The sequence below is a fragment of the Rosenbergiella collisarenosi genome (assembly GCF_018494085.1).
GTDB lineage: Bacteria > Pseudomonadota > Gammaproteobacteria > Enterobacterales > Enterobacteriaceae > Rosenbergiella > Rosenbergiella collisarenosi.
This window is the reverse complement of the sequence record NZ_JABBFP010000006.1, coordinates 161,259-180,691: the sequence shown is the minus strand read 5'-3', so window position 1 is coordinate 180,691 and position 19,433 is coordinate 161,259. Positions and strand designations below refer to the sequence as shown.

Annotated in this window: 16 protein-coding genes; 4 read left to right on the top strand and 12 right to left on the bottom strand. The window is 47.4% G+C overall.

Annotated elements, in window-relative coordinates; all coding sequences use genetic code 11:
* Positions 1–272 precede the first annotated feature (272 nt).
* On the top strand, positions 273–1,667 hold the full coding sequence (locus HGT70_RS11255) for a DHA2 family efflux MFS transporter permease subunit (protein ID WP_214195877.1): 1,395 nt from the start codon (positions 273–275) through the stop codon (positions 1,665–1,667).
* Here HGT70_RS11255 and rbsR read toward each other — a convergent pair.
* The 9 genes from rbsR to budA form a co-directional block, all read right to left on the bottom strand.
* Positions 1,664–2,659 (bottom strand): ribose operon transcriptional repressor RbsR, encoded by a 996-nt coding sequence (gene rbsR / locus HGT70_RS11250; RefSeq protein WP_157725409.1) that lies wholly within the window; start codon positions 2,657–2,659, stop codon positions 1,664–1,666. The genes HGT70_RS11255 and rbsR overlap by 4 nt on opposite strands.
* Before the next feature lie 10 nt (positions 2,660–2,669).
* Complete coding sequence (gene rbsK, locus HGT70_RS11245) at positions 2,670–3,593, bottom strand: ribokinase (protein ID WP_214195876.1); 924 nt, start codon at positions 3,591–3,593, stop codon at positions 2,670–2,672.
* A gap of 45 nt (positions 3,594–3,638) precedes the next feature.
* Positions 3,639–4,517 carry a ribose ABC transporter substrate-binding protein RbsB gene (gene rbsB / locus HGT70_RS11240; protein ID WP_071433029.1) on the bottom strand — a complete coding sequence of 293 codons (879 nt, stop codon included), beginning with the start codon at positions 4,515–4,517 and terminating at the stop codon, positions 3,639–3,641.
* A 26-nt stretch (positions 4,518–4,543) separates the two neighbouring features.
* The gene (rbsC, locus tag HGT70_RS11235) at positions 4,544–5,515 is read right to left on the bottom strand and encodes a ribose ABC transporter permease (protein WP_071433027.1); all 972 of its coding nucleotides are present in this window, start codon (positions 5,513–5,515) and stop codon (positions 4,544–4,546) included.
* Positions 5,512–7,026 carry a ribose ABC transporter ATP-binding protein RbsA gene (rbsA, locus tag HGT70_RS11230; protein WP_214195875.1) on the bottom strand — a complete coding sequence of 505 codons (1,515 nt, stop codon included), beginning with the start codon at positions 7,024–7,026 and terminating at the stop codon, positions 5,512–5,514. The genes rbsC and rbsA overlap by 4 nt, the downstream gene beginning before the upstream one ends.
* Before the next feature lies 1 nt (position 7,027).
* Complete coding sequence (gene rbsD, locus HGT70_RS11225; RefSeq protein ID WP_214195874.1) at positions 7,028–7,447, bottom strand: D-ribose pyranase; 420 nt, start codon at positions 7,445–7,447, stop codon at positions 7,028–7,030.
* 204 nt (positions 7,448–7,651) lie between these two features.
* Positions 7,652–8,425, bottom strand: coding sequence for a (S)-acetoin forming diacetyl reductase (locus tag HGT70_RS11220; protein ID WP_214195873.1), 774 nt, complete (start codon positions 8,423–8,425; stop codon positions 7,652–7,654).
* Positions 8,426–8,438: 13 nt separating this feature from the next.
* Complete coding sequence (gene alsS / locus HGT70_RS11215) at positions 8,439–10,118, bottom strand: acetolactate synthase AlsS (protein WP_214195872.1); 1,680 nt, start codon at positions 10,116–10,118, stop codon at positions 8,439–8,441.
* A gap of 12 nt (positions 10,119–10,130) precedes the next feature.
* The gene (gene budA, locus HGT70_RS11210; RefSeq protein WP_071433017.1) at positions 10,131–10,913 is read right to left on the bottom strand and encodes an acetolactate decarboxylase; all 783 of its coding nucleotides are present in this window, start codon (positions 10,911–10,913) and stop codon (positions 10,131–10,133) included.
* Positions 10,914–11,011: 98 nt separating this feature from the next.
* Between budA and HGT70_RS11205 the strand changes: the two genes are divergently transcribed.
* Complete coding sequence (locus HGT70_RS11205) at positions 11,012–11,887, top strand: LysR family transcriptional regulator (protein ID WP_071433015.1); 876 nt, start codon at positions 11,012–11,014, stop codon at positions 11,885–11,887.
* Positions 11,888–12,207: 320 nt separating this feature from the next.
* Here HGT70_RS11205 and HGT70_RS11200 read toward each other — a convergent pair whose 3' ends face one another.
* The 3 genes from HGT70_RS11200 to kup all read right to left on the bottom strand — a co-directional run bounded on the left by HGT70_RS11200 (position 12,208) and on the right by kup (position 16,247).
* On the bottom strand, positions 12,208–12,960 hold the full coding sequence (locus tag HGT70_RS11200; RefSeq protein WP_071433013.1) for a hypothetical protein: 753 nt from the start codon (positions 12,958–12,960) through the stop codon (positions 12,208–12,210).
* A 13-nt stretch (positions 12,961–12,973) separates the two neighbouring features.
* Positions 12,974–13,735 carry an N-acetylmuramoyl-L-alanine amidase gene (locus tag HGT70_RS11195; protein WP_071433011.1) on the bottom strand — a complete coding sequence of 254 codons (762 nt, stop codon included), beginning with the start codon at positions 13,733–13,735 and terminating at the stop codon, positions 12,974–12,976.
* Between the two features lie 643 nt (positions 13,736–14,378).
* Positions 14,379–16,247 (bottom strand): low affinity potassium transporter Kup, encoded by a 1,869-nt coding sequence (gene kup / locus HGT70_RS11190; RefSeq protein ID WP_071433009.1) that lies wholly within the window; start codon positions 16,245–16,247, stop codon positions 14,379–14,381.
* A gap of 202 nt (positions 16,248–16,449) precedes the next feature.
* On the opposite strand from kup, the gene ravA reads away from it, so the two are divergent.
* Positions 16,450–17,946 (top strand): ATPase RavA, encoded by a 1,497-nt coding sequence (gene ravA / locus HGT70_RS11185; protein WP_071433007.1) that lies wholly within the window; start codon positions 16,450–16,452, stop codon positions 17,944–17,946.
* On the top strand, positions 17,943–19,403 hold the full coding sequence (gene viaA, locus HGT70_RS11180; protein WP_214195871.1) for an ATPase RavA stimulator ViaA: 1,461 nt from the start codon (positions 17,943–17,945) through the stop codon (positions 19,401–19,403). The genes ravA and viaA overlap by 4 nt, the downstream gene beginning before the upstream one ends.
* The last annotated feature ends 30 nt before the right edge of the window (positions 19,404–19,433 follow it).

The window sequence follows — 19,433 nt, the reverse complement described above, 5'->3', positions numbered from 1 at the left end:
CGCTGCGTATCGTGCTTTGCCGTGTCAGTGGATGCGCATTATAGGGAGTTCCGCTGAGAGCGCAAGGGATTATTTAAACTTTTTTACTGAGTGGTGATTATTACAGCCACCCGTTCAGATATCACACAAAAACGAGGTAAAACCGCTGCTTTTATCAACACCCAGTCCTTATTCCCATAATAAAAGCCGTGATGTAAATCAATTTAGCCTCAAAACTCAGACTAATCATGCGTATACTTAGCAGACTAATTCAATAATTAAAGGGCCTTTCAATGGTTCGTTCGACAAGTGATCTTAAGGGGCTGCCTTGGATTGCTGCGATGGCTTTCTTTATGCAGGCATTAGATGCCACCATATTGAACACAGCATTACCCGCAATAGCTGATAGCCTTCACCGCTCTCCCCTTGCTATGCAATCAACGATTATTAGTTACTCGTTAACCGTCGCAATGTTAATTCCAGTGAGTGGCTGGCTGGCTGATCGTTGCGGAACGCGAAAGGTCTTCATCACTGCTGTCACACTATTCGCTATAGGATCCCTCGCCTGCGCAGTTTCACACTCGCTTTCTATGCTTGTGGCTTCGCGAGTACTGCAAGGTATCGGGGGGGCGATGATGATGCCTGTTGCCCGACTGACCTTATTAAAGGCCTATCCACGCAATGAACTCCTCCCCATCCTTAACTTTGTCACCATGCCCGGGCTACTAGGTCCAGTATTGGGGCCGGTATTGGGTGGTTTTTTTGTCACCTATGCAACGTGGCATTGGATCTTTCTTATCAATATCCCTATCGCGCTAATAGGGATATTTTTTGCCCGTAAATATATGCCGGACTTTACAGTACCAAAGCGGAAATTTGATTTAATCGGTTTTGTTCTATTTAGTGGTTCGATTGTCGCATTATCTGTCGGGGTTGAACTGCTTGGTGAAGCCCAGATTTCGTTGAGTATAGCGCTAGGCGCGATGATGCTCGGAGCGCTACTACTCGCGCTCTATATAAAGCATGCCTTCAAGCACGCGACACCGTTAATAAATTTAGCGATGTTTAGGATTAGAACTTTCTCTGTCGGTATCGCGGGTAATGTAGCCTCTCGACTCGGGACCGGATGTATTCCCTTTCTTATTCCTTTACTCCTACAGGTCGCTTTCGGCTACTCCGCGTTATTTGCCGGATTCATTATGATTGCCACCGCTGCAGGCGCCGTGTTAGCGAAGTCGACGGTCACTCCCCTACTTCGGAGCCAGGGCTATCGTCGCACCCTAGTCGGCATAAGTGTGATTATCGGCTTACTTATTATGAGCTTCGCGTTGCAATCGGCCCAGCACTCTATCCTTTGGTTACTGCCACCGCTATTCCTTATCGGGATGGCGATGTCTACACAATTTACGTCGATGAATACCATTACATTGGCAGACCTGACAGACGAGCATGCCAGCGGGGGCAATAGTGTGCTTGCGGTAACTCAGCAATTAGCTATCAGTTTTGGCGTTAGTGTAAGTGCCGCAGTATTACGATTTTGGCAGGATTACCAGCCCTCAACCGAAGGACAGTTCCAAGCAACATTCGTGACGATGGGTATCGTCACCGTTATCGCGGGGGGCACTTTTCTACTATTAATGCAGCGAGATGGCGAAAACCTGATCAAGCGTCCAAAGCAAAAGGACTAAGTCGAAGAGCGGCTCACCAATTCAGGCGTGAGCTCCCAAGAAACGGGGGCTCCTCCTTTTTTGCTTTCTATGCGATGGAGCAATAAGTCTATCGCCATCAATCCTAGAGAATCTTTGGGCTGGTGAATGGTGGTTAATGGCGGCGTGAGGTATTCAGACAGCGCTATATCGTCATAACCAATCACCGCGATATCATCGGGAATGGTGAGACCGGCCCGGAACAATGCCTGGTAAACGCCCACCGCCATGGCATCATTACAAGCGAACACTGCATCGGGGCGGGGGGAGAGCGCTAGCAGCGCTTCCATACTGACCATACCGCCAGAAAATTCGAAATCGCCCTGTATAATATAGTTCTCATCGATATCCCGGCCTGAGGCGAGTAACGCACGTTTAAATCCTGCCAAGCGCCTTTTCGCCGTACTCTTATCAAGTGGGCCGGTAATACAGGCAATACGCTGATAACCACGCTTAATCAGGTGTAGCGTTGCTAACTCGCCCCCAAATAGTGCGTTCTCTTCGATTACATCCCCTAAGCCCGTAAGGGGAGACCAGTCCATCATCACTATCGGTAGCGACGGATAACGTTGCAGTGTCGGCGCTAATGCCGCATGTCCCTCATTGCACATTAATAGTAATCCATCGACGCGTTTTTGGATTAACGTCTCTAAGCTACGGCTCATCCGTTGTTCATCGTCGGCGGTATTACAGAGGATTAAGCTATAGCCTCGCTCGTAGCAGCTGTCTTCAACCCCTTTCACGATCTCTGCATAAAAAGGATTACTACTCGTAGTGACGAGCATTCCTATCGTGCGTGTTTGATTAAGTTTCAGGCTCCGAGCTAGCGCCGAAGGTGTATAGTTAAGCTGTTCGATGGCCTGAGTGACCCGCTGCTGGATAGCCGTACTCACAAACCGATTTTGATTAATCACGTGCGATACGGTAGATGTCGATACACCGGCTTTCCGTGCCACGTCCTTTATCGTTGCCAACTCGCTATCCTTATTGATTAAGAAAATCAGTGATCTCTTCGCGCCAAGGTATTGAGGTTTGCGCACCTTGTCGTGATACAGCGATGGCCGCAGCCGCCTGTGCAAAGCTAACGGCCTCCTGTTGATCGGCATTCTCTAAGTATCGACATAAAAAGGCACCGTTAAACGTATCCCCCGCGGCGATGGTATCCTTAACCGTGACATCATAGCCTGGTAGTCGTTGACCCTGTCCCTCAATACTAAGCCAAACACCCCGGCTTCCTAAGGTAATGACCACGGTATGGATACCTTTACTGTGCAGTACGCATGCCGCGCGATAAGCATCGTCATCGGTGTTAACCGCGACGCCAGTCAGCGACTCGGCTTCGGTTTCATTCGGCGTAATGATATCGATAAGCGCAAGTAGCTCATTACTGAGTGGCTGAGCGGGTGCAGGGTTCAATACTGTTAACACGTCATGTTGTTTGGCGAGCTGAGCAGCGGCGAGTACGCTGGGTAAGGGCACTTCAAGCTGTAATAAAAGTGCATCGCTATCAATAATGACTTGCTGATGTTTTTGTACATATTCTTCTGTTAACAGTGCATTGGCACCGGGATAAATACCAATCGTGTTTTCGCCGCGATCGTCGAGGTAAATCATCGCAAGGCCCGTTGCAGCGTCGTCGGTTGCCTCTACTGCAGAAATATCAATATTATCTTGCGATAACTGCTGAATCACTACCTGTCCGATATCATCATTTCCCACGCGTGCGATAAAGGTGATCGAGGCCCCACTCCTTCCCGCTGCAACCGCTTGGTTGGCTCCCTTACCACCAAAACTCTGCTGATAATGGTTGCCGGTCAACGTTTCTCCTGGACGAGGAAAATGCGGTACCTGTAAAACATGATCGATATTAATACTCCCCAGGACCGCCATTTTTCTATTCACTTGCATGATTGCCATTCCTTGGCGGTACTCACACGGAGTACCGCTTTAACATTAATGTTGAGTGACTAAGGTTAAGTCGACGGGGATGACCTTAGGTATGGTTTCACCTTTTAATACCTTATCCGCGTTCTCAATGCCTGTCATACCAATCTGTTCTGGAAGCTGGGCAACCGTTGCCGCCAACTTACCTCTCTTCACTGCAGCAATACCATCGGCCGTTCCATCAAAGCCTACCACCAGCACATCTTTTTTTCCGGCGGTCTGCAGGGCTCTTAATGCGCCTAATGCCATTTCGTCGTTTTCGGCGAATACCGCTTGCACGTTACTGTGTGCTTGTAACAGGTTCTGCATGACATTCAACCCTTTAGTCCGGTCAAAGTCTGCGGGTTGGCGAGCCAGAATAGTAAAATGATGAGTTTCAGCCGACGTCGTGAACCCCTTTCCTCTTTCGCGCGAGGCAGACGTACCCGCTATCCCCTGTAATTGGATGACTTTCGCCCCATCACCCAGTTTCTGCGCGATAAAATCGCCAGCCATCGTACCGCCCTTGACGTTATCCGAGGCTATATGGCTGACTACTTGGCCCTGAGATGCGACGCGGTCTAGAGTAATAACCGGGATCTTCGCTTGGTTAGCGATTTTAATACCATTTCCTACGGCATCCGAATCTGTGGGATTGATAAGCAACAGTTTCGTGCCCCGTACCGTTAAGTCTTGGATATTTGCCAGCTCACGCGCTGGATTATTCTGTGAATCAACCACTACCAACTCATACCCCAACTTGTCGGCTTCGCGTTGAGCGCCTTGTTTTAGCGAGACGAAAAAGGGATTGTTTAAGGTTGAGATGACAAGTCCGATGGTCTCTTTGGCGAGAGCTTGGCCGCAAAACATCGTACCGATTAAGAGTGAAAGCGCCGTTAGTTTTTTCATCAAATGTATCCTTGGAAAGCGAACAGTTATTTATGGCTTTTATTGTCTGCCAGCACGGCTAGCAGAATAACAATGGCTTTGACTATCATCTGGAAATACGAAGAAACACCCATTAGGTTCAATCCGTTATTGAGAAAACCGAGGATCAATGCGCCAATCAATGTCCCAGTTATGCGTCCGCGTCCTCCCGATAAACTGCACCCCCCGAGTACGACTGCGGCGATTGCATCCAGCTCATACCCTGTTCCAGCGGTAGGCTGCGCCGAAGAAAGCCGGGCAACCTCGATAGTTCCCGCTAAGGCGGCTAACGCTCCACAGAGGGCATAGACCGTAATTTTGATCCGGTTAACGTTAATTCCCGACAAGCGAGTGGCTACTTCATTACCGCCGAGGGCATAAATATAACGTCCTAAACGCGTATGATTGAGGAGATACCACGCCCCAATAAATACGATGAACATAATCCATACTGGAGTCGGTATCCCCGCCAGCTGCCCAATTCCAATAAGGCTGAAACGGTCACTGTTATCGCTAAAGCCTGTACTAATCGGGCTACCATCGGTAAACACCATCGTAGCGCCTCGGAGTAACAGCATCATCACTAAGGTGGCGATAAAGGCTTGAACTTTCCCCCAGGCAATCACCATTCCGGTTACCCCACCGATAAGCCCGCCAGCCATCAGGGCTATCGCTACCGCAAGTAGGGCATTGATCTCATGGCCTATTAACGACGCGACCAATGCTCCGGTAAAGGCTAATAAAGATCCCACTGAGAGATCGATACCGGCAGCTAAAATGACTAACGTCATTCCCACGGCCATAATCGCGTTTACCGAGGTCTGTTGTAGAATGTTGAAGAGGTTCGCTAAGGTGAAAAAATTACTACTTTGTGTCGCTACTACCGCTATCAATACCAATAGCGCAATAAGTGACTTCTGCTCTATCAGTCGATAGCGTAGAGAACGTCTGGACGTTACGGTCGCGGTGGTTGTACTCATATTACTAGCTCCTTGCTATGCTGCTTGCCGACTGCCGCGGCCATAAGTCGCTCCTGAGTCGCCTGTTCCCGGGTAAACTCCCCGCTGATCCGCCCTTCATGCATCACTAAGATTCGATCGCTCATTCCCAACACCTCTGGCATTTCAGAGGAGACAAGAATGATGCTTAACCCCTCTTCCTTACATTGATTGATTAACTGATAAATTTCTTTTTTCGCCCCCACATCTACACCACGGGTCGGCTCGTCCAAAATTAGAACCTTGGGTTTAGTCATCAACCCGCGAGCAATCGAGACCTTTTGTTGATTACCGCCAGAGAGTAAACCGATAGTTTTATCCATTGAGTCGGTTTTGATATTAAACAGCCGGATAAAATCGCCAACGGTTAGCCGCTCCTCGTGGTGTTTCAACGCTCCGCCGAAACCTGAGAAATAAGGTAATGCCGTCAGCGACATATTATGTTTGATCGACATTCCAAGGATCAGACCTTCTCGTTTACGGTCTTCCGAGATATAGACAATGCCTTGCGCCAGTGCCTGCTGAGGAGTTCGAACCGAAATAGGCTGCTGATTGAGAAGGAGCTTGCCTGACGTTTTGGGATAGGCACCGTAGATCATTTTCATCAACTCACTACGTCCCGCGCCCATCAATCCGGATAACCCGAGGATTTCACCGCTTCTTAGGGTAAAGCTGACATCCTCAATACCAGAGCCGCTGAGGTGTCTGACCTCTAAACGAGTCTCACCATGTTGCTTATCAAGATGGGGATATTGTTCTTCAAGCTTACGGCCAACCATCAGTTCAATGAGATGTTGTTCATCAATAGCATTTACGTCGTATTCACCAATAAAACGGCCGTCACGAAAGACCGTCACATCGTCGCAGATATCGAAGATCTCCTTCATACGGTGCGAGATATAAACGATACCGCAACCTTGCGCTTTCAACTCGTTGATAACCTTGAATAGGGATAGCGTCTCGGTATCGGTTAATGCGTCGGTCGGCTCGTCCATAACGATCACCTTCGACTGGTAACTCAGTACCTTGGCGATCTCCACCATCTGTTGATCGCCAATGGATAAATGATCGACTAGGACGCTGCTTGAGAAGCGCAAATTCAAGCGCGCCAACAGTTGATCGGCTTCGTGGTAAAGCATCGGCCAATCGATGCGGCCAAAAGCCCGTAAAGGCTCGCGTCCGAGGAAAATATTCTCAGCGACCGTCAATGAACCAATGAGGTTAAGCTCCTGATGGATGATCCCAATCCCAGCCTCTTGCGACTGTTTCGGGCCGGTAAATACCGTTTCTTTTCCTAACCAATGACATATCCCAGCATCTTTCTGATAGATCCCAGTCATGATCTTCATCATGGTCGATTTGCCCGCGCCATTTTCGCCCACCAAGGCCATTACTCGCCCTGCCTTTACACGAAGCGAGGCTCCATTTAATGCTTTAACCCCGGGAAAGGATTTCTCGATATTGGTGAGGGCTAACAGGCTTTGAGCTTCCATATTAAAAGGTCACTCCGGCGACAAAAATAACATTGGCGTAAGGCGTACACTCCCCACTACGGATCACGGCGCGTGACTCTTTTGTCAACGACTTGAAGTGCTCATGAGAGAGGTAAGTGACATCAACGTCTCGCCCCTGTTCTGCAGATAAACGTGCGACTAGAGCCAGTAAAGTACGGTGCAGGTCAGGGTTATGCTCAATGATCTCTTGCGCGAGATACAGGCTTTGGATAGACATATAATCAGCAACGGCCACACTTACCTGCTCAAAGCTTGGTATGCCAGGCGTTAACGCTAGATCGATACGCTGCGGGCCCGGTGGTATAGGCAATCCGGCATCTGCGATAGTTAAGCTGTCGAAATGTCCTAATTGTGTAATGACGTGGGCAATATCGGGATGTAGTAGCTGGCCTTTGTTCATACTTAGCTCCTCAGCGAAACGTTTCGCTGACAAGAGGATGAACTAAATGAGCGCTGGCTCTCAATCGAGAAAAGGGGAAAATGTGATAGCTGTCGAATCGTTTCGCTGAAAGCGTGATCTATTCCAAATTAATAATGTAACGACAGGAAGATTTCATAAAAAATATGCAATATCCACTGCCCCTAATGGGCAGTGGGATAAACCTTAACTGAAGACCATACCTCCATCGATTAACAAAGATTGACCCGTCATATAGTTCGAATCCTGTCCCGCTAAGAAGGAGACGCAGGCTGCGACATCTTCCGCCTCAGAGAGTCGGCCGAGCGTAATACGTTTCGCAAACTGCTCGGTTCCATAGCCAGGCGGTTGCCCAGCTGCCGCAGAAATCTCTTCATCAATATGCTGCCACATGGGAGTCTTGACGATGCCGGGACAATAGGCGTTTACCGTAATACCGAGTGGTGCTAAGTCGCGGGCTGCCGTCTGAGTTAACCCGCGAACCGCAAATTTGCTCGAACTATACACCGCAAGATCTGGATTACCGACGTGTCCCGCTTGGGACGAGGCATTAATAATCTTACCGCCGTGACCCTGCTGTTTGAAGGCCTCAATCGCCGCCTGCATTCCCCAGATAACGCCCTTAACATTAACGTTATAAACCTTATCCACGATCTCTGGCGTAATCGATTCTAGGGGCGTCGAGGGGGCTATCCCCGCATTATTAACGATGACATCAAAACCATTAAAGGTTTGCCGAGCCTGCTGTACGGCAGCAAATACCTGGTCACGTTGTGCAACGTCGGCCGCGATACCGATCGCCCTTCCTCCGGCTCGCTCGATTTTCTCTGCGACCTTCACTGCCGCCTGTCGGTCAAGGTCGACCGCTGCGATACAAAATCCGTCACGAGATAATCGCAATGCGATTGCTTCACCGATCCCTTGTCCTGCTCCTGTTACGACTGCCACAAGGTTCTTCATTATTTATTCCTTCTTAAATAATTTGACTCAGATGCAGCTCCTCCATCAATCGTGGATTGTCAGTATAATCCACCGGAATCGCTACGACCGCAGGCCCCTCCACCTCCATTGCACGTTTGAGTATAGGCTCAAGCTGTTCGATACTTTCAACCGCAAACCCTGCTGCCCCAAATGCCTCGGCATAGACTTTGAAATCGATAGCACCAAACTTAACCCCTGAAACGCGTTGGTATTTTTTTTGTTCTTGCATCGCCACCATGTTGTACTCATCATCGACCCAGATGATATGCAATATGTTGGCCTTTAAGCGGACAGCTGTTTCCAGCTCCATGCTGGACTGCATAAACCCACCATCCCCAGAGACGGATATCACTTTCCGAGAAGGATCCACCAGCCAGGCACCTATCGCCCAAGGTAGCGCAACGCCCATGGTTTGTTGTCCATTAGAGATGATGATTTGTCGCGCCCTAAAGCTATATAAATAGCGAGCGATCCAGATATGGAAACTTCCCATGTCCACCGTCAGTGAGACATCATTATCAATAATGTCTTGCATCGCTCGGACAATCCGCAGGGGATGGATCGCAAATTGATTTAGTTTGCACGCATGGGCGGCGAGAAGTTGTCTCTGCGCTTGCCTGTCCTCAAGAATATGGCTGGCTTCTGGACTGAGAACGAGCGGGCTGGAGAGATGTTCGGTCAAATGTTCAAGCGTCTGGGCAATATCCCCAATTAACTCAATATCAGGCACATAGTAATTATCAGGTTCAGCGGGTACCACATCGATATGGGCAAGCGCGACATTGCCCTCACTCCACATAGCCGGTTCGTATTCTACAGGGCTGTAACCGATAGTAATGACCAGATCGGCTTGGCGTAGTAGCTTATCCCCCGCTTGGTTATTAAATAATCCTACCCTTCCAGCGAAACGACTAAAATGTTCTTGCGAGATAGCCCCCGCGGCTTGGTAAGTACTGGTGACCGGAATATGGCTCGCGTCCAGTAACTGTTTCAACGCGCGGGCATTGTCGGGCTGACTTGCCATTAAGCCTAAAAGGATCACCGGATTTTTAGCCTGTCCCACCTGTTTAGCTAACGCTTTAATCGCACTAAGAGGTGCAGCCCCCTGCTTTATCGACGGGATAACGGGTAGTGTATGGCCATAGACCGGTTCGTTAATGATATCTTGCGGTAGGCTGACAAACGATCCCCCTGGTCGACCTAACTCCGCCTTACGAAAGGCATTGCTGATGACTTCACTTAAGGCATCTGCAGACGTTACCTCTACCGAGTATTTGGTGATCGGGCGAAACATCCCCACGGTATCCATACTCTGGTGCACTAGCTTGGCACTATCGGCGCGCTTAACCGCGCCACCGATGGCGACAACGGGGTCACCTTCACTCGTCGCCGTGGCAATCCCAGTAATAATGTTGGAACACCCAGGGCCAGATGTGACTAAGGTTACGCCGGCCTTGCCGGTTAAACGCCCCATCGCTGCGGCCATAAAGGCGCCATTCGCTTCATGTCGAACGGGGATCATCTTAATAGAAGAGTCTACCAATGAGTCAAAAACACGATCAATTTTAGCGCCAGGAATCCCAAAAATATGCTTCACGCCTTGTGTTTCGAGTTGTGCGACGACGAGGTCAGCACCGGATTGCCACTGCTTATCTTGGATTTTGTTACGCATGATTATCTCCACTTAACTCTCTACTGCGCGTATAGCTTGATCGAGATCGTCTGGATGTAGGTCGGCATTAAGAAATTCATGATCGGTAGGTAGGTCGACCACTAGCTTATGAATCGCACCAAAAGTCAGCTGCCCTGACAGTAAGTGATAATCTAGAAGGTGGCCGCCCCCTTGCCGATCATCGGTAATAAAATGCTCGTGATAGCCGGCAACATTGATTCCCTGCATATATTGCGGAGTGCGAAAGCCAATCACCGACCCGTTTTTCTGATTAAAGGTAAAGATCGGTTGCTCGGCTATCGCTTCCTGCATCGGCCGGTACGGCCGACACTGTTCAGGCACTGTTCGGGTCTGCGCTTGCTGGAAATCCCCCTCTATACGCAGGGCACAGAATAGGTTATCTGAAGGGAGGTGCTGATCGATCAATCGATGAATCTCTTGCCGCGAAATGGGCTGCTTCAACTCAAGACAATAGTCTGGTTGGAAGAAGGTCATCACCGCAAAGGGAGTTTGTTGATCCACCCTCGCCTGTTGTGCGCTACCATCAGACTTTAGTTGATAAATTTGATGATCGAGTGCAACCAGTTCGCCGTCTAAATGGTTAAAGGTGCCCAGACCGAAGTCCCCTTTTTCAAGAAGATCAGCAACGGTCATCGAGCCGTCATATACACCACTGAGTAAGGCACTCATCAACGATGTTTGAAAAACTACTTTTTCTGGTCGTTGTTGCCGAGCCAGTTTAACCATCTGTCCGAGTTGTGAGGCACAGTCGCAATCAATAAGATGATCAGCCATGTTTTCCTCTCTATAAGTAAAAACCTTAGAAAGTATGTTGACCTATGCCGCCATCGAGTTCCAATATAGGGAAGGCCCGACTTTAAGACGTTATCGATATGGAACTGCGTTATCTTCGTTATTTTGTTGCCGTCGCTGAAACGCGTAACTTCACTCGTGCAGCTGAGAGGCTATCAATTTCCCAACCTCCGTTAAGCCAACAGATTCTCCGTTTAGAGAGGGAAATCGGTACGCCGCTTTTTCTGCGTTTAAAAAGTGGGGTGGAATTGACCGAGGCAGGGGAAGCTTTCTATAAGGAAGCGAGACAGATATTATTGTTGACCGATCAGGCTCTAGAAAAGACCCGAGGTATTGCGCGCGGGATTAATGGTAAAGCGACCTTAGGATTTGCCTGTTCCAGCGTCTTTCACCCCATTCTGTTTAAACGGTTAAAAAAATTTCATACGCTCTATCCCTCGGCGACCTTGCTTTCAGAAGAAAGTAATATGTCGCAATTGATGCAATCGCTGCGCGAAGGGACGTTAGACGCTGCGTTTGTCAGATTGCCTTGTCAAACGAGCCAAGAATTTAATCTGCAAACTATTACTCAAGAAAGTATGTTTCTGGTGGTTCGCGAGGAAGAGGCTAAAACCCCCCTTGACACGATCCTCAGAGAGTTACCGCTCACTTTATTCCCAAGAGAACTAGCACCCAGCCTTTATGACATGATCATCCGTTTTTGTCATGATCAGGGCGTAGTACCCGAATTAGCGACCCAAGCGCCACAGATGTCTGCCTCGATTGCGATGGTTGCCAGCGGATTTGGTTTTACCTTCGTTCCAGAGTCACTCACCATCATTGCGATGCCTGGTGTGTCCTATCGGAAAATCGAGGACCCGCAGTTGACTACTGAGATAGCCCTGGCATGGCGTCGTTGGGATCGCTCACCCATTATTAAACATCTACTCTCTTTGATCAGTACAGGCAGTAACTAAGCGTAGAGATCTAGCGTGAAAAAATAGGGCATTAGGCGTAAAGCCCAATCCCCTTTTAGCGATCAGTATCAAAAGACGTAATATTGGAGCGTCCACTGGCCTATTATAGGAACTGCTACGCCTGCAGTTGGAAATCGGCATAGGAGTAGAGTATCGTCTATCTACCCTTATTTATCTTTTACCAAGATAATGTAACGCTGGAATTAGTGGCTATTAATAGATTTTGAATTATTTTTTAAATTAGCGACAAATTTAACTTTCTGTATTAGAATTATAGTGACCGACCTATCGGTCACTTAGTTAAGCGTTAAACGCTTATTTTATTTTCTTAGTCTTTCTTTGATGATTTTATAATGTTCATCTTTTAGATCTTCATATTTCCAGATAAAAAGCCCGCCAAGATTGAAGTCCAGAACCTGGTCGATAAAATAATTTAAATTCCAATCAGTCAGCCCCCTTGTCGTTAGGGCTAGAATACATTTTTTACTGTCTGCACCCTGTGCTAACGTCTGTTTTAAGGCTGGAATAATATTACTGATAATATCCTCTTTACTCCACATAGCCGTAGCATAACAGTAATGGATAAAACGGTCACATTGGTCTGACTGGATAAGCTTTTTCACCTTTTCGTTCAGTTTTTTTCCATTATCTGTCGTCGGATGGTTATAGGAATATCCGGCAATAAAACCAAAGCTTGTATCTTTGCTGCATTTTTTTAACTGCTTCATTGCCTCAATCACAAGGTCAATGTTCATATTGCATTCATCATCAAAATCTACACCATCCCAGCCCCTACTTTTTGTCGCTTCAGCAATCCTTAGAACTTCCTCCTGATGTGCAGGCTTCCCTTCTGGCGAGCATCCTCCTCCGCCATAAACCCAAAGCGTCTTTCCTTTAAAATTGGGGGTATTATCAGGCTTACTCTGCTTTTCCGGACTCCAGCCAGGGCTTGTCGCTGACCCAGTGGTCAGTCCATCCAAGTTGGTCACCATGCCATACATAATTACATCGAATTCCTGAAGGGGTTTTCCAGACAGCGACTGACTCCAAGCCCCCATAATAAATTTATTCATAATCTGTATTTCCCTATTTGTATTTTTCCACAAGAGCATAAAGAATTGCAGCAGTTTCAGAATCTACTTTACCGCTGTAATCACAAGGACGAAAATGTAGCTGAAATGCTCGTATTAACTGAGCATAACCACTATCGGTTTCTGAACCCGATATATCGTATCCATAGCGTTTCAGCATGAGTATCATGTCATCTTTCGAAGGTAAATCATGGCTAAACTGCTCTGTATATTTGCTCTTTGTTTCCTCATCAAACCATGCCCCGACGCCAACGGCATAAAGCTCTTCCCACGGGAAAGCACTCCCTGGATCATTTTTCCTTCCGGGAGCAATATCACTGTGACCAATAACGTTAATGGGCGTAATATCTGGATAACGCTGAAGGATATTTATTGCCAATTCTTTGATTGCCTCAATCTGGACCGGATTATAAGCAGGGAAGGTATATATCCCGTCATTATCAGTCGCTAAATTAACAATCTCAATTCCTATAGAGGTATCGTTAAGATTACTTCGGCTATCCCAAGAGCTAGCGCCGGCATGCCAAGCACGTTCATTTTCATCGACCAGATTAAAGATGCGCATATCTTTAAAACCGGCATCTAGATATGATTTATCTGAAGGGTCAGGAACAAGGTAATGAGCACTGACTGAATAACCTGTCAATGCAATAATTGAGTTCTCAAAATTAAGCGCAGTATAGTGCAAGACCAGAAAACGAACGCGTCGATTAAATCCTTTAATGGAGCGATAACTATTATAATCAATCTGGTACATACAGACTCCTTACCTATGTTGTGATTCAACATTCAGTTAGACTCTGCTCATTCAGTTACGTTCTTACGTAAATCAGATAGCATGATTTAGATCATTATTTACGTCCTAATCACTATCACAAAAATAGGGCTGACCGAGGTCTCTCCTTACGATGCTTATTCTTTTACTTTATCGACTACAGCAGCGCGAAAATACTCAGTAATTGTTTAATATCGGAACTAAAAATAACTTGGCTATAGCCTAGAGTCCGGAAACAACCTCCAATTTTTTAGATAATTATTAACCTGGTTACGGAAATATCGAGTGAATTAATTACTGTAAAAACACACAATATGGATAAATATTTCGCGCCAAAACCTCGCGCTCTTTAATTACTCAGATAGAGGAGTTTTTCTGTAACGTTTTTTCTCATCATCTTGAATACGCGGCTTTAGTGCCTTCGCTATCAGCAGGTTATATCCCCTCGCAGCGATATAACACTTGTCCATCGTAAATTATTTCAAAGCTAGACATTAAACACCTGAAACTGGCGCACCTGAGATTATGGAAATATCGATACCTTGCAACGAGGTAAACTAGGGAAATAGCCGACTTCAAAATAGCTGGTCACCTTGAGTGACCAGCATAATGCGCCTATTTTTGATTAGATTTCAACCTGTGTACCGAGTTGAATAACGCGATTCGGTGGGATCTCAAATTGGTCTGGTGCCCGTAAGGCATTACGCTGCAAGACTAAGAAAAGTTTACCGCGTAAGCGTAAGTACCAGGGACGTTTACCTAAAATTAACGATTCGTTTGACATAAAGAATGATGTTTCCATCATCCGACAATTCAAGCCTTCCAGACCACACCGATGGAAGATATCTTCCATATTAGGGATTTCCCGCCAACCATAACTGGCTACGACTCGCCAGAATGTCGGTGAGAGCTGCTCAATACTGACACGATGCACATTATGGACATAAGGTGCATCCTCAGTCCGTAAGGTCAGCAGGACGACACGCTCATGCAGAACTTTATTGTGCTTAAGATTATGCAGTAACGCGAAAGGAATGATGTTCTTCACTCTGGTCATATAGACCGCAGTGCCTGAGACGCGTACAGGCGGATGTTTTTCTAGAGAAGAGATCATCGCTTCCAGTGAATTACCGTGTTCATGCATCTTGCGCAACGCCCGAAAACGCTCGCTTTTCCATGTAGTCATGATAATAAACATCACCAACGCCAGTGTCAGAGGTAACCAACCGCCGGATAGGATCTTCACTAGGTTTGCCGAGAATAACGGCACATCAATACAGAGTAAGAAAATGCAGAGCGGCACGACAGAGAAGAGACTCCAATGCCAGTTCTTCCTCGCCACGGTGCAGGACAGGAGAGTCGTGAGAACCATCGTCCCGGTCACGGCTATCCCATACGCGGCTGCTAAGTTACTCGAGTGTTTAAAGCTGACAATAACCAAGATTACCGCTGTATAGAGCAGCCAGTTAACGACTGGAATATAGATCTGCCCCGATTCATTCTCAGAAGTATGAATGATTCGCATCGGGGGCAAATACCCCAAACGCACCGCTTGGCGGGTCAGTGAGAAGACGCCGGAAATCACCGCTTGGGACGCAATAACCGTCGCAAGGGTCGCGATAATCAACATTGGGATCAGCGCCCAGTCCGGGGCCAAGAGAAAGAAGGGATTTTTAATCGCTTCAGGATGTTTGAGCAATAGTGCCCCTTGCCCAAAGTAGTTAAGGACTAAAGAAGGCAGAACCACCAGCATCCACGCGATACGGATAGGTAATTTACCGAAGTGCCCCATATCGGCGTATAGCGCCTCTACTCCTGTAATCGCGAGTACCACCGAGCCTAACGCAAAGAACGAGATAGTTTTGTAATGGACAAAAAACTGTAGCGCATACCAAGGATTAAGCGCATGCAGCACCGTAGGATTATTGAGGATGCCATTAACGCCGAAAATCGCTAAAAGAATAAACCATAGCAGCATCACCGGCGCAAATAGCTTTCCAACTAGGCCGGTACCATGCTTTTGGATCATGAATAATAAGGTGATCACGACTATCGAGATAGGAACGATAAAGACATCTAACGACGGTGCGGCGATCTCCAAGCCTTCAATCGCGGAAAGTACCGACATCGCAGGGGTGATCACCACCTCACCGAAGAAGAAGCTACCACCAATTAACCCTAAAATCAGGACGACTGCCGTGGCTGTCGCATGGGTATTGCGTCCAGCCAGTGACATTAGGGTTAAAATCCCGCCCTCACCGGCATTATCCGCACGCATCACATAGCTGATATATTTAAGCGAAACGACGACGACCAGTAACCAAAAAATTAAGGAAAGGAAACCAAAAACAGACTGCTGTTCGATCCCAAAACCAAATTCGCCAGAAAGGCACTCTCTCAACGTATAGAGAGGACTTGTACCAATATCCCCGTAAACGACACCGATTGCTGCTAGTGTCAACGCCGCGGTAGACTGTTTATTCTCTGAGTTCATAAAAATCTTCTGTTTAGATCGATTAGTCTTAAACAACCTGGATAATTAATTTTATCCGCACAGTATGCACAGTTTTAGTAAAAAACATATCCTGCATTCACATATGCTATTACTTAATGCTGAAAATCATTTACAGTGCAAAGAGAAAAAATTACGTTCGCCACGCTAGATCGCGACCTAAACGGCGATAAAAGGATGCCCGATGATACCCGCACAACTCCTCGCTGATAGAATTGTCCGCCTTAGTAACAGCTTAGAAAAGGGCCTTTACGAACGCCACGAAGTGATTCGACTTTGCCTATTAGCGGCGCTCAGCGGTGAAAGTGTGTTTTTAATGGGCCCGCCGGGTATTGCGAAAAGTTTGATCGCCCGCCGTATCAAGTGCGCGTTTAAGCATGCTACCGCTTTCGAATATCTGATGACCCGATTTTCGACCCCCGAAGAGGTGTTCGGTCCGCTTTCGATCCAGGCCCTTAAGGACGAAGGCCGCTATCAACGGATTACGGAGGGCTATCTGCCCGATGCTGAAATCGTCTTTCTTGATGAAATTTGGAAAGCAGGCCCTGCCATCCTGAATACCCTACTAACCGCGATTAACGAACGTCGATTTCGCAATGGTAAGGATGAGCACAAAATTCCCATGCGTTTGCTGATCAGCGCCTCAAACGAACTCCCGGACGAAGATAGCGGATTAGAAGCGCTCTATGATCGGATGCTCATTCGTTTGTGGCTAACCAACGTTAACGAAAAACGACATTTCCATGGATTATTGCTTCAAGCCGAAGAGGCACACTTTTCGCTAGACGACGAACAGTTAGCGATTAGCGATGAAGAGTACTTTCAATGGCAGCACGCAATCCCTAAAGTCTCACTCCCTGAAGACGTTTTCGAATTAGTCTATCGACTCCGTCAACAGCTCCAGCATATGCCAGATGCCCCTTATATTTCTGATCGGCGCTGGAAGAAAGCGATTCATTTATTACAAGCCAGTGCCTTTTTTAGCGGACGGCAAGCGATAGCGCCCGTTGACCTTATCTTATTAAAAGAGTGCTTATGGCATAATGCGGCCTCCCGTACACTCATTGAACAAGAGATCCGTACACTTCTCCTACACCACGCTTGGCAGCAGCAAGCGATGCGAGTAGAGCTGCAGCAAATTACCGCTAGAAAGCAGACGTTGCATCACGAACAGAGTTTAACGCACGCTTTTAAGCTAACGAAGCAGAGCGGTATGTTTAGCCGCAAGGCTCATTATCAACTGCCTGCGACACTAACCAGCGCGTCGATAAGTTTACTCCTCCAGTATCCCCTGACGCTGCATCATTTGCGAGTCATGCATATCATTATTGAGCGCGAAGCATTAGAGCATTGGCTGCAAAAAGGCGGCGATATTCGCGGTAAGCTAAACGGTATCGGCTTTCCACAGTCGCTCGATCTATCTGTTGATGATCATGATTGTTTAGTCGTAAAAGATATCAGCCTACAGGCGTCACGCTTAAATTACGATGATGATACAGCCTCCAGCGATGTCCCTGACGAGATAGTTAACCGCTTTACGCAGCTACAAGACCGCCTTCAGCAGCAACGCCTGCTATTTCGTCAACAGCAGCAGTGCTTATTCATCAATGATGGGTGGCTTGCCGAGATCGAGGCAAGCTTACAAGATGTTAGTGCTCATATTGAACAGGCACAACAATGATCTCTTTAGATACATTGTTAAATCTGCTTACGCTCAATGACAGCATTAATCTGAACGATTTTCTAGCGACCGTACTGACAGCACCGCAACTGGTACTGCTTTTCGAAAAAAGCCCAAAATTAAAGAAAATGCTGCAGCGCGAGCTGCCGCAGATAGAAGCCTCATTAACCCAACAGCTAAAAAATACGCCAGTTCCGGATAACTTAGCACAAGAATTTGCGTTCTATAGCCAAACATTAGGACTGACCTACTACCCGTTTACTCAGCAACTGCAACAGACCTGTCAGCGGCTTAGTGCTCTAAATTCCCCTTTTTACGAAGAAGCACAAAGCCTACTTAGGCAAACCGAAGACGAGCCGCTCACTCCTGCGCAACAAAGTTTATTTATGCAGCGGTGGCGGATGAATCTGACACTGCAAGCTCTCACACTTAATGACGACTTATTAGAACAACATAAACAGAGGTTGATTGAGGAGCTGAAAAAACAGCTAGCGATGAGCGGATTTCTGGCCCCCCTGTTAGATGACGACGAAGAGATAAGCCATGGGCGGTTATGGGACTTGAGTAAATCGTCTCTACAGACTGGCGATAGCGAGCGTTTAGCCGAATATAGTGATTTTCTACATGCGCAACCGCAGCTTAACGAGTTAGCACAAAAACTCGGACGTAGTCGAGAGTCTAACGCTATCGCGGCAGAGAACACCCCTCTAGGCGTCGAACAGATCTGGCAAAGCCAGCCCAGCAGCTTTCCAGAAGAGGTACAAGGTATCCATCAGAGCGATGATGTCTTACGGTTACTCCCTCCAGAGCTCGCGGCGCTAAGCTTAAATGAACTGGAGATCGAATTTTACCGCAAGCTTATTGAAAAACGGCTACTTACCTATCAGTTGCAGGGCGAAGACCACCAGCCAATTCCCAAGGAGCGGCCAGTCATCTTCCAAGAGCAGGAGCAGCAACCCAAGGGCCCTTTTATCGTCTGCGTGGATACTTCCGGCTCGATGGGCGGGTTTAATGAACGCTGCGCGAAAGCGTTCTGTTTAGCCTTACTCAAGATAGCGTTTCAGGAGAACCGCCGCTGTTTTGTCATGATGTTTACGCAAGAGATCATTCATTATGAACTCACTGCAGAGAGTGGTATGCCGCAATTGATCCGCTTTCTCGGCCAACGATTTCGCGGGGGGACTGATCTCGGTCATTGTTTAGAAGAAGCCGTTAAAAAACTGCAGACTGACTGTTGGCGAGAAGCCGATGTGGTGGTGATCTCCGATTTCGTCGCCCAACGCCTAAATGAGAAGACTCAGCAGCAGATCCGTGAACAGCAACAAGCACATCAACAGCGTTTTCATGCTGTCACGCTTTCTGACCACGGAAAACCCCGGCTACTCTCTATCTTCGATTTTATCTGGACATTTGATACCGGTCTCAAGAGCCGTTTAAAACGCTACCTACACCGCTAAATATTAAGGGACTGCTATAGTTTGAGCATA